Here is an 11,947-nt window from a genome sequence, read left to right as displayed (position 1 = left end):
TTTATTTTATTTTTCAAGTGATAAAATGGCAAGGATAGTGGCTATCATACCAGCATACAATGAGGAGGACGCTTTACCTGATGTAATAGCTAAGGCCTTGAATCATGTTGATGAGGTTTTGGTTGTTGATGATGGAAGTAAGGATAGAACTGTTGAAGTGGCTATTGGAGCTGGTGCTAGAGTAATTAGCCATAGCGTTAATTTAGGAAAGGGAGAAGCTCTTAAATCAGGTTTTAAAGCCATTAAGGATGATTCAATCATCATAACAATTGATGGTGATGGTCAGCATAATCCAGATGAAATCCCTGTTTTGGTCAAGCCAATCATTGAGGATGGGGCAGATTTGGTCAACGGCAGCAGATATATTAATGGCCGTGATGAGAATACTCCTGCTTATAGAAGAGTGGGACAGACCATTTTAGACATTGCGACCAATATCTCTGCAGGAATCAAGGTTACAGATTCTCAAAGTGGATTTAGAGCATTTTCACCTAAATCTAGAAATGTTTTCAGATTCAAGGATACTGGCTTTGCCATTGAAAGTGAAATGCTTGTCGATGCTTCAGAAGCTGGTTTAAAAATAGTTGAGGTTCCTATTACTGTCCGTTATGATGTTGATGGATCAACAAAAGACCCTATTACTCATGGGGTAACTGTCTTATTCAATATTACTAAGGATAAAGTTATTAGAACTTTGAAGAAATAGACTTTTCAATGATCTTCTTTTAATAATTAAAAATAGTATTGTATCTTTCTTTAATAATTAAGAATAGCTATTAAAAATAATAGCTAATCTAAAAGGTTATTATAATCTAAAATGATATTAAAAATAATTAGAATCGTTTTGGCTTTAACTTTTTGGTTTTCTCTTTACTTGCATTCTTAGCTTCTTTTGTATATTTATCACAGATATAATTTACTTCCCCAATCTCACGGACTTTTCCGTTTTCAATCCAAATGGCCTTATCACATATGGATCTTATTTCAGATATTGTGTGTGATACAAGCAGTACAGTTGTGTTGGATTCAATTAATGAGCGAAGTTTCTCCTTACTTTTCTTCTTGAAGTTAATGTCTCCAACTCCCAATACTTCATCAAGAATCAATATATCTGGGTTTACGATTGTAGCAATTGAAAATCCAAGTTTGGATAACATACCTGATGAATAGTTCTTTACAGCTAAATTAATGAAATCTCCAAGTTCGCTGAATTCTAAAATTTCATCATATTTTTCCTTTAGGAATTCTTCGTCATATCCGAGAATTGCGCCATTTAGGAATATATTTTCTCTTCCAGAGTAGTTTTTGTCAAATCCCGCACCTAATGATAATAAAGGAGCGATATTTCCATTAATGATTATCTCTCCCTCATCAGGGGAATATACTCCGGAAATAAGCTTAAGAAGTGTACTTTTTCCAGCTCCGTTATATCCGATGATTCCTACCTTTTCACCTTTATAGATTCTAAATGAAACATTGTCTGTAGCTTTAAAAAGAGTTTTCTTTTCCTTATTTCTTTTAATGGTTCTAATGACGTATTCCTTCAGATTATCAATCTTATCATTGCCGATCTTAAAGCTTAAGCTTACATTCTTTAATTCGATGGCAATATTATCATCACTGGTTGTCTGAAGATAATTCTGATTTTTATTATATTCTTCAAGCAATTTTGCTTTCTTTTCCTTATTTTTTTGTTTTTTAAGGGCTTTTTCTTCTTTTGCCTTTTTCTCTTCAGATTTTTTTGCTTCAAGCTCTTTTTTCTCTTTCTCTTCTTCAGATTCTTTAAAGTAGTAAGTGATAAGTGTTGTATTTTCGTATTCTTCATTACCTTCAAAAATAAGCTCAATTTCCAAATCTTCATCTTTAATATTATCAAACAATATTTCAAATATGCCTTCATCGTCGGTTTCATATCTTTCAGAATTTATTTTTTCTTCCTTTAGATTATATGTATTGCAAATAATGTTCTGATTTGCCAAAGCTTCATCAGTTTCAGTCTTTAAAATTGCTTGGAGAGAAAATGTATTATGGGCTGATGGAATGATCTTGGTTTTTATTTTATTATCCTCATTTCTATTTTCCATATTATCTCTCCTTATTTGGCTTTAATAAATTCTTTTTAAATTTATAATTCTAATGTGATCTTATTTTGATATTTTACGAACACTATTACTCCTATAATGAATATTATTATAGAGAATGCTATGGTTGTTAACATTATTGTTTGGGAAGGGAATCTTCCATACATTACAAATTCTCTGAATTGCGCAATAATCCCATATACCGGATTAAGTTCCATATATCCTCTGATAGGTTGTGGAACAATGTCCATAGGATAGAATATTGCACATGCATATACCAGTAGGCTTGTGAAGATTTTATATAGATATTCAATATCAGTAAATTTGGTACATACTATTGCTAACATCAATCCAACTCCTGTAATGAGTATGACCAATGTTGCAATTGGAATAATGGCTAAAAGTGACATTAAATAGAATGGAGCTCCAGTAACAATCATAATTGCTATCATAACGATTAAGGACATCAAAAAGTTTAGGAATTCTGAACATATTCCGCCTATTGCAAATATATACCGTGGAATGTAGATCTTCTGTAGAATACTTCTATTGGATTTGATGGACTTCATTGCTATTTTTGTTCCACTATTAAAGAAATCAATTACACAACGGCCTGCCATAAAGTAAACAGGGAAATTCTCGATACTTCTTGTAAAGAATGTAGAAAATATTGCTGTTAGCAATACCATTGTGATTAATGGATTTAAAAAGCTCCAAAGTATTCCCAATACGGAATCTTTATATTTGGTAGTGAAATTTCTTTTAATGATTTGCTTCAGCAAAAAATTTTCACTAGTTCCTTTTTTTAGCATATCTAATGTCATAGTCTAAACCTATTGATTATAATTAAATAATATAAGATTATAGTATTATTTTATGAAATATGTGTTAATATATTTATTAAGTTAATTATTTTAGTTTATATACTTTTTTATCTTTTTAATCATATTTAATTATATATTATTTAATTTGATGCTTTCTATCAAAACTTTTCATGTTTTGAAATTATACGCTATTAAAATAATTACTGTAGATGATTTATGGAGATAATTTTTCAGATTGCTGTTTGAAAATATTAAAGATTAAAATTATATTAATAATGACAAACAATATTATAATAATTGAAAATATTTTATTCCAAAATTTTAAAAATCAAGGAGAGATAAAATGAAATTTGAAGATTTAATGGCAAAATGTCCAAAATGCGGTTCTACTGACAAGACTGCTCATAGAAGATTTATAGACAATCATCATGCACATGCTGAATTGAAGGAATTCAAATGTGACAATTGCGGATATGTTTTTGAAACCGGAAAGGATGTGGAAAAGTCCGAAGAGGAAACCATGAAAAAAGACTTGATTGGTGAATTAAATAAAAAATTATAATATTTTAATCGTTTTTAAGATATTCTTTGCAAATACACTATTTTGAGGGATTAAATGACTTTTCATGTAATGATCATACCTACTTTAGGATGCCCATCAAACTGTTCCTACTGTTGGGGTTCTGAAGAAAATGCAGAATTGATGGATATTGATGTTATCAATCAGATTGTCAAGTGGCTAGCCAATTTTAGAGATGAGCCTGTCCATTTCACATTCCATGGTGGCGAACCTTTGCTTGCAGGCTATGAATTCTATGAGAAGGCGCTTCCAATGCTTAATGATGCGACCACACATGAAACTGAAGGTTTTTCCCTCCAAAGTAATCTATGGCTTTTGGATGAGGATATGGCTAAACTCTTCTCAAAATACAATATTGCCGTAAGTACAAGCATTGACGGTCCAAAGGAGATAAACGATTTTCAAAGAGGTGAAGGCTACTTTGATAAGACCATGAAAGCCGTTAAACTGGCTACAGACAATGGCATACAGATTAATTTCGTATGTACTTTCACTTCATATTCAAAGGAATTCTCAGATGAAATCTATGATTTCTTTAAGCAAAACGGTTTAAACCTAAAGATTCATGCAGCTTTGCCATCCTTGCGTGGAGACAATGCAGATCCGTGGGCACTTCCTCAAGATGAACATGGGAAGCTCTTAATTGATTGGTTAGACAAATACTTGTATGACTTGGATAAGTTTGTCATAATGGACTTGGACCACATTGCAAAAAGCACTCTCAGAAGGGTGGGAACCCTTTGCACATTCAATGATTGCATGGGAACCACACTTGCTGTCGGCCATGACGGTTCAATCTATCCATGCTATCGTTTTGTTGGAATGGATGAATATATCATGGGAAATGTTTACGATGAGCCTTCCATGGAGGAATTGGAGAAATCCGATGCCTGGGAAAAATTGATGGAATTCAAGAGTTTTGTTGATGAGGACTGTGCAGATTGCAGGTTCATTAAATTCTGCAGAGGAGGATGTCCTTATAATGGAATTGTAGCAACTCAATCTCCAAGAGCTGTTGACCCCCAATGTGAAGCCTATAAGATGATTTTCGGTGAAGTTTCAAGAAGAGCCAATAAAGATTTTAAAAAGAATGCAATGGCGGCATTCGGTGGTGCTCCAAGAGTTAGAAAAGAAGGAGAGCCTTTCTCCATTATGGATCTGATGACTAAATTATAAAACAAGCTTTTTAGCCTTCGGCCAAAAACCTTGACCAAAATTCTTTCCAAAACTCTAAGTAATAAATCTTTTTTTCAATTATTTTTATTTTACAATTTTTAACTATTTTTTAACTATTTTTCCATTTAAGACCTTTATTTCAATTATTTTCATAGTTAACTATTAATAATATGTAAATTAAATAAATAGTTATATTATATTTTATTTATGATTCCAAGTGGATTGTAGAGTTAATATAATTTTTAATTGATTTATAAAATATTTTAATAATTTAAACTTATATTTATAGAGGCATGTTATGTTTTTTAAAATTAGGAGAGACACTTTAATAATTTTATTATTGGCTTTTATCTTAATTGTTTGCGGTAGATTGATTATCTATGTGGCATACGCATCCTCTGCTGAAGTCGCTGAAGGGGTACCTATTGCAGGTATAATTGTTAAGGGAAATGACATAGTTCCTATTGACAGTATTCGTTATAATGTTCAAAACTCCGGTTTGAGAGAAGGCAGTTATATCGATGGAGACATTCTAAAGACATCCATACGGGAGCTGCCTGTGACTGAGGCCGAGGCGAATGCGGAGAAATTCGTTCGAAGATCAACAATCCCCGGTACCAAGATTGCTCCAATTGCAGGAGCTGACGTTAGCGTAAACAGGGACACCGGTATTGTCACCGTAACAGTTATTGAAGATTTCTCAACTATCAATATTACAGGTAATAAGACCACTTCAACTGATGGTTCCAATCTTGAAAAATCAACAAGTGTTTATAATTATAGCATTGCTGGATAGGAGGTTAAAATTTGAGTAAGAATTATAATAGAATCATTGGCTTGATGTTTTTAGTTTTAATGCTCTTTTCAGTAATTGCTTCCGCTTCAGCCACTTGTAACGTAATTGTCATTACTGATCCAAGCGGTGAGGATCCGAATGGTGCTGCTGCAGGGAGTATGTCCTTTGCTAACAACATGTTCCAATCATCATTCATCATGTCAAAGAATGATGGTTATGCTGTGCTTTCCGGGGGTGAAGGTAACAGTACAGAAAGGAACTATGCGATTATTGATGCCCTTGGCGCAATGCAGCATGGTTCAAGCCCAGCGGCTGCCGCTGCTTTAGCTGGAGGTTTTGAGGGTATTCGTTTGCTTATTGGCGGGCCTTCAATGGGAGCAGCTATTGGAGGAAGTTTTAATGCTTATCTTGTTGTTGTGGATGATGCCGGAACCATTAGAGTCACTCACCATGAAGGTGGTGTCGTACAATTACCTCAAGGCTCCAAAGGAGCTATTATTCACTTAAGGAACAGTGAAGGTAACCCTAAATCAGGTACTGCAGACCGTGTACGTAGAGAAACTGCAGTAAACATCGGCAAAATGATTAGGGACGGTTATCCTGCTACCTATATCGTCGGTAAAGCTATGGAAGAAGTGGCTAGAGATTCCGGTGAGAAATACGGTGGGGGTGCAGTAAACCTTGTTTCACTAATCAGCACTGGAGACATGTTCGTACCGAAGGAAGTCAATACCACTGGTTATCCAATGGATGAAAACTACTCCAAAGCATGTTTGAACTGTGGTTGGGCTACCGGTTATCCTGATGCGGAAAACTATAATGTCTGTCCAATCTGCAATCATGAATTGGAGGTTCGTTCCGCTACAGATGTTCTGATTGATGAGATTACAATATCCAAGGATGCCGTTTCAGTTTCCGTTTATGGAAGTGAAAAGGCCGGCCTGTCCGATATTACCCGCGAAGTGGTAAAGGCATCAGTCAAGAAGTACGGTTATAATGCTTCGTCTATAGCAGGTTCCATAAATAAGGGTATCAACAATGGTCTTATTGTTGGTGTTGACTATGTGGAGCCAAGCGATTTGAATGTAAAGCCTGACGTTCGTGCTGTAGGTGTATATTATAATCCATTGCCTAATGGAAGAACTTCCCCTGCATGGAACTTGCCTATCAATTCCATTGTGCTTACAATTTTAGGTTCCATTCAGACAGCAATAGGATTTGTTTTAATAGTCTTGGTGGTATTCAGAACAAGATTGTTGAAATCATTCAGAGATCGTGTTTCATAAACCAGCTTCACGGACTTCAGTCCGTAGAACCTGGACCAAAATTCTTATCACTTGTTAGGAGTATAGCTCTTAACTGTTTTATTTTTTACTTTTTTCCATTTTTTATATTTTTTTCATATGATTTTTTAAAATTTTTTACTAATTCATTCAGTTTTTCTATTGTTTCTTATTTATTTTTCTATTTATTTGATTAAAATTAATTATTATTCAATTTTTTTAGATATTCATTTGTTTTTATTCAATATTTTAAATATTTGTGTTTATTTTTGGATTTAATTAGTTTTTAATAGTAATATATTTAAATAAAAAAATATAAATTAATAATAGATTATTGAATAATACAAATCATTTTTTTATTTTTTTATTATATGTTTATAGGGATAATATGGCTTTGGTATTGATTAGAGGAGAAAACAATTCAAAAATTCTTAATGCAATTGCAGATCTTGAAAGACACGCGAATTTGAACTTAATTACAAAACCTAAGAAGATAGATGCAAAATATGCTGATAAGATAGTTGAAAACATATTGAAGGCACCATTAAGAACCAAATCACAGGTGGCTACCGCATTCAGAATTAAAGAGGATACCTCCACAGCAATCGTTCAAGTCAAGAAGATTCATCCTCCGGCACATATCGTTGTAATAAGCAATGACTATGATGATTATAGGGAACTTAATAAGACAGTGAACAATGCACCTATATTCAAGGGCTATTATTCTGGCAAAAGGCAATCAACCCAAATGAAAGATTATAAGACCAGTAAAAGTGGAAGCAAAGAACCTGTAAATGATTACAATTAACTCCAAGCTTTTTAGCCTTCTGCCAAGCTTTTTAAACTTCGGCTAAAAACCTTGACCAAAAATATTTTGAATTTTTTTTACTATTTTTTATAATTCTTCACTTTTTTGCTATTTTCCACCATTTTTTAGCTTTAATTTTAACCATTCTCATTTTCATTTTTCTTGTCTATCTTTAAGTTAACTCAGTAAATAAGATATTAAAATTAATTAAAAAGTATTAAATAATTCAAAAATCATATATTTAAACATGAATTGTGAAATATGTGGTAAACCTATAGAAGGTAGACCTATAAGAACAAAAATAGATGGTTCAGTTTTAGAAGTTTGCAAGGAATGTTCTAAATTCGGAAGAGTTCAAAAGGACACTCCTCTTGAGAGGAAATTCGTTTCAAGAAACAAAAAGGGCAACCCTCAAAAGAGACCTCAAGCAAACAGGCAGAATGTTCAAAGAAGACGCAGAGAAGAACCTATGGATGAGCTTGTAGAAGATTACAATGTATTAATCAGAAAGGCAAGGGAATCTAAAGGTTGGACAAGAGAAGAATTAGGTGCTAAGATGTATGAAAAGGTTTCAGTAATCAACAGAATTGAATCTGGAAAGATGGAACCGGACATTAAATTAGCTAAAAAGTTCGAAAAGACTTTGGGCATCACTATCATTGAAAAATATGATGAAATGGATTTGGAATCATTTAAAAGTTCTGCATCAGGTCCAAATACATTAGGAAGTATTGTAAAGATCAAAAGGAAATAATCTTGCAATATTTCAATTTCATTTTTTCATGATTAATATTCTATTTTTTTCTATTTTTTAGATTAATTTTTAATGAAATTATTTTTCTTACTTAAATTAAGAAAAACTTTATATATTACTATGTATAAATTATTTTATAATCTACGAATATTTAGATTCAAATAGAATTATGATATATAACAATTATTATAATCTCTATCTATACTTAAAATGTAAAATTGTTGTAAAAATATGATATAAAATTAATTAGTACATTTGAAAACTAAATTTAAAATTTATATAGTTGATAACTAATTTAAAGGAGGAGTGTATTATGGAAGATTCTCCAAATGAAGTTCAAAATATCCCAAGCCCTACTAAAATAAAAGAAGTAGATGAGCCTAAAACTGTTGAAGAACTTCAAAAAGAACTTGATTTGCTAAAAGCAGAAAATACAAAAACCAAACGTAATCTCATGTGGAAGGTTAGAAAGCTTGAAAAAGACAAGATTCTAACTGAAAATGAAAAGATTCGTTTAGAAAGAGAGTTAAAATCATTAAGAGGTGAAGTTGAAAGATTCAGATCACCTCCACTTATATTGGCTACCATTACTGAAGTCATTGATGATTCAAGATTGACTGTAAAAAGCAGTACTGGACCAAGTTTCCTCATTAACTATTCCAAGTTCTTGGATGAAAAGTTATTGAAACCAGGTTCAAGAGTAGCTTTAAATCAACAAACCTTCGGTGTTGTTGAAGTATTGCCATCTGAAAAGGATGCAAATGTTTCCGGTATGGAAATTGACACCAAACCTGATGTAACCTATGATGTTATTGGTGGTTTGGATGATCAAATCATTGAAGTCAAGGAAACCGTTGAATTGCCTTTGAAACACCCTGAATTGTTTGAAAAGGTCGGTATTGACCCACCTAAAGGTATCCTATTGTATGGACCTCCTGGAACCGGTAAGACCTTGCTTGCAAAGGCAGTAGCTAATGAAACCAATGCAACATTCATTAAGGTTGTTGCTTCTGAATTCGTTAAGAAATACATTGGTGAAGGAGCAAGAATGGTTAGAGAAGTGTTTGAGCTTGCTAAGGAAAAGGCACCAAGTATCATCTTCATCGATGAGCTTGATGCAGTAGCTGCACAAAGACTTAAAAGTTCCACCAGTGGAGATAGGGAAGTTCAAAGAACTCTTATGCAATTGCTTGCAGAATTGGATGGATTTGAATCCCGTGGAGATATAGGTATCATTGGTGCTACCAACAGACCGGATATCTTAGATCCAGCATTGCTCAGACCTGGAAGATTTGACAGATTCATTGAAGTTCCAGCTCCAAATGAAGAAGGCAGACTTGAAATCCTTAAAATCCACACCAAGAAGATGAACTTGGATTCTAAAATCAATCTCAATGATATAGTTGCCCTTACTGAAGGATTCGCTGGTGCAGACTTAAAGGCTATCTGTACAGAAGCAGGTATGTTTGCTATCCGTGAAGAAAGAGACCATATCATTATGGCAGACTTTGAGGATGCTATCAATAAGATTTTAGGTAAAAATAAGGAAGGTCAATTAGATGACAATGGTGGAGTGATGTTTGGTTAATTCCAAATATTGCTTTATTTTATAATCTGATTATTTTTCTTTTATTTTTACATTATTTTTTATATTTTTTAATTCAAAAATCATTTATTTTTAAATTTTAATTTTATTCTTTAACTTAGTAAAAATCATATAATGGCCTGTGATGAACCCTATGAGCTCTGATACGTGATGAATGATGGGCGATCTGAGGCCATTTTATTCTTATTTCTTTTTTTAAATCATTTAAACAAATTTAAATTTTTTCAGAATATTTTTCAGTAAATTTTTGCTAAACAAGTTATTTATCATTTTTATTCTAAAATTGTTGAACAATTAAAAAGTTTAAATACATTTTATTATATAACTATTATTAACAATTGAAGGAGGTAAAAGTTTGACAAATCTATCTAATGAAGAAAATTTCCTTAAGTTTCAAGAGGACATTAAGTTTTTGATTAACTCTGAGATTCGTTTAAAGATATTAGGCTGTTTATACAATTCTAGTGCTTCAATAAAACAGATAGAAGCGAAAACAGATTATAGTTATAGTTCAATTCTTGACAATATAAACAAGCTAGAGCAAAAAGAATTTATTTATAATATAGACGATAAGTTTTATTTGTATAATAAGACAAGGGTAAAATTAATTAATATTCTCTATTTTAACAAATCTGCTAAGTTTTTAAGAGAAAATGCTGATTTTCTAAATCGCTCTCTTTTAGATATTAATATAGATAGCATAAAAGATTTATCTGCTCTGGATGGGTCTAGATTAATTGAATCCACCAGCACTGATTTATTTAAGGCTACTGAGATATTTCAACGTTCTTTGATGGGTTTTAAATTTTTAAAGGGAATTTTTCCATATTTCCATCCAAGGCATCATGACATTATCAGCTATTGGATAGATAATGATTGCACTGTCGAATTGATACTTCCTGATGAAGTTTCTGAAGCTGTAAAAAATTTCATTATAGATTATGTTCCAAAGAGCCCTGGAATTAAGAATAGATTTGTCAAATTAAAGCCTAATGACCATAATATCCAATTTGCATTTACAGTTTCTGACAAATGTTTAGTTTTGGCTTTCTATACTAAATCAGGGCAATTCAATCAAAATTCAGTATTGGTTTCAACTAATCCTGAAGCTATAACTTTCGGATTAAAGCTTTTTGAAGAATATGAACAATTATGTGGGCCTTATGTGTCATTGGAAGACATTATTTATCCTAACGGAAGGGGGGATAATTATTAGTGAAGAGTTCTTTGAAGGAATATGTGATTTGGCAGATTTTAACTTACTGAAATTTGTTGTCAGCTCTGAATTGCGATTGAGATTATTGTTTAGTTTGTATGAATCCTCCAAATCAATAAAGGAATTGGAGGGAGAGTTCAATAGAAAATCAGGAAATATTTCCAGAGGGCTGAATGAATTGATGTCCTGTAAATTAATCGAAAGACTTCCAAATAAATTGTATGTCATCTCATCAATAGGCTTTTTGCTTGTGAAAAATTTGGAAAATCTGATGTTCTATTTTGATAATATTAATTATTTTGAAGAATTTAGTGAAAATCATTCCTTAAGGTCTATTCCTAACAAATTTTTAAAGGAATTGTCCATTTTCTATGGTTCTACATTAGTTGAATCAACAATTACAGAATTCGCAAAGCCTATTAATATGTATTTGGAAAACATTAGGAAATCTACTTATATCTGCATGATTTTGCCAGTTTTCTCTAAACTCTTTATGGATGCTATTGCTGAAGCATTAATTGAGCATGATGGCTATTTGGATATAATCACTACAAAAAATATCTATGATTTAATTATTAAATCGGATAATGAAAAATTGTTTAGGAGTTTGATGAGGGATAAAAAGATCAATCTTTATATTGTCGAGGACATGCCAAATATCTTCTTCACGGTCACAGATGTTTTTGGTTCATTATTCCTTTTTTATGACGATGTAGTGTTTGACAATTCTCAAATGCTTCTTTTAGATGGTGAATCCAATTTAAATGATGCTTATAGGTTCTATAGGTTTTTCAAGAATGAAATAGTATAATTTTTTATTTAT

Annotated in this window: 12 protein-coding genes; 10 read left to right on the top strand and 2 right to left on the bottom strand. The window is 32.2% G+C overall.

Features of this window, described 5'->3' with window-relative positions; translation table 11 throughout:
* Window positions 1-706: glycosyltransferase family 2 protein (locus IJE13_RS03240; RefSeq protein ID WP_292777009.1), on the top strand; the 706-nt coding region annotated here is incomplete at its 5' end.
* 127 nt (window positions 707-833) lie between these two features.
* Here IJE13_RS03240 and IJE13_RS03235 read toward each other — a convergent pair.
* Together IJE13_RS03235 and IJE13_RS03230 are read right to left on the bottom strand one after the other, a co-directional pair.
* Complete coding sequence (locus tag IJE13_RS03235; protein ID WP_292777007.1) at window positions 834-2,084, bottom strand: ABC transporter ATP-binding protein; 1,251 nt, start codon at window positions 2,082-2,084, stop codon at window positions 834-836.
* Window positions 2,085-2,125: 41 nt separating this feature from the next.
* Entirely contained in the window at window positions 2,126-2,905 is a 780-nt protein-coding gene (locus tag IJE13_RS03230; protein ID WP_292777005.1) for an ABC transporter permease, read from the bottom strand.
* Window positions 2,906-3,248: 343 nt separating this feature from the next.
* Here IJE13_RS03230 and IJE13_RS03225 point away from each other — a divergent pair, with 343 nt between their 5' ends.
* The 9 genes from IJE13_RS03225 to IJE13_RS03185 all read left to right on the top strand — a co-directional run bounded on the left by IJE13_RS03225 (window position 3,249) and on the right by IJE13_RS03185 (window position 11,935).
* The gene (locus tag IJE13_RS03225) at window positions 3,249-3,467 is read left to right on the top strand and encodes a TIGR04165 family Cys-rich peptide (protein WP_292777003.1); all 219 of its coding nucleotides are present in this window, start codon (window positions 3,249-3,251) and stop codon (window positions 3,465-3,467) included.
* A gap of 54 nt (window positions 3,468-3,521) precedes the next feature.
* Window positions 3,522-4,661, top strand: a complete 1,140-nt coding sequence (locus IJE13_RS03220; protein ID WP_292777001.1) for a TIGR04083 family peptide-modifying radical SAM enzyme — start codon at window positions 3,522-3,524, stop codon at window positions 4,659-4,661.
* Between the two features lie 298 nt (window positions 4,662-4,959).
* Window positions 4,960-5,457 carry a hypothetical protein gene (locus tag IJE13_RS03215; protein WP_292776999.1) on the top strand — a complete coding sequence of 166 codons (498 nt, stop codon included), beginning with the start codon at window positions 4,960-4,962 and terminating at the stop codon, window positions 5,455-5,457.
* A gap of 59 nt (window positions 5,458-5,516) precedes the next feature.
* A complete protein-coding gene (locus IJE13_RS03210) occupies window positions 5,517-6,743 on the top strand; it encodes a hypothetical protein (protein WP_292777011.1) in 1,227 nt (408 codons plus the stop codon).
* Window positions 6,744-7,128: 385 nt separating this feature from the next.
* Window positions 7,129-7,548, top strand: coding sequence for a DUF356 domain-containing protein (locus IJE13_RS03205; RefSeq protein WP_292776997.1), 420 nt, complete (start codon window positions 7,129-7,131; stop codon window positions 7,546-7,548).
* A 247-nt stretch (window positions 7,549-7,795) separates the two neighbouring features.
* The gene (locus tag IJE13_RS03200; protein WP_292776995.1) at window positions 7,796-8,302 is read left to right on the top strand and encodes a multiprotein bridging factor aMBF1; all 507 of its coding nucleotides are present in this window, start codon (window positions 7,796-7,798) and stop codon (window positions 8,300-8,302) included.
* A 313-nt stretch (window positions 8,303-8,615) separates the two neighbouring features.
* Entirely contained in the window at window positions 8,616-9,890 is a 1,275-nt protein-coding gene (locus tag IJE13_RS03195; RefSeq protein WP_292776993.1) for a proteasome-activating nucleotidase, read from the top strand.
* 811 nt (window positions 9,891-10,701) lie between these two features.
* Entirely contained in the window at window positions 10,702-11,124 is a 423-nt protein-coding gene (locus IJE13_RS03190; RefSeq protein WP_292776992.1) for a transcriptional regulator FilR1 domain-containing protein, read from the top strand.
* A complete protein-coding gene (locus IJE13_RS03185; protein ID WP_292776990.1) occupies window positions 11,072-11,935 on the top strand; it encodes a hypothetical protein in 864 nt (287 codons plus the stop codon). Before IJE13_RS03190 ends, IJE13_RS03185 begins: the two co-directional genes overlap by 53 nt.
* Window positions 11,936-11,947: the final 12 nt, after the last annotated feature.

Origin of the sequence: Methanobrevibacter sp. (assembly GCF_017410345.1) — an archaeon.
Taxonomy (GTDB): Archaea; Methanobacteriota; Methanobacteria; order Methanobacteriales; family Methanobacteriaceae; genus Methanobrevibacter.
Note: the sequence above shows the minus strand (reverse complement) of the source record. Positions and strands in the feature narration are given on the sequence as shown.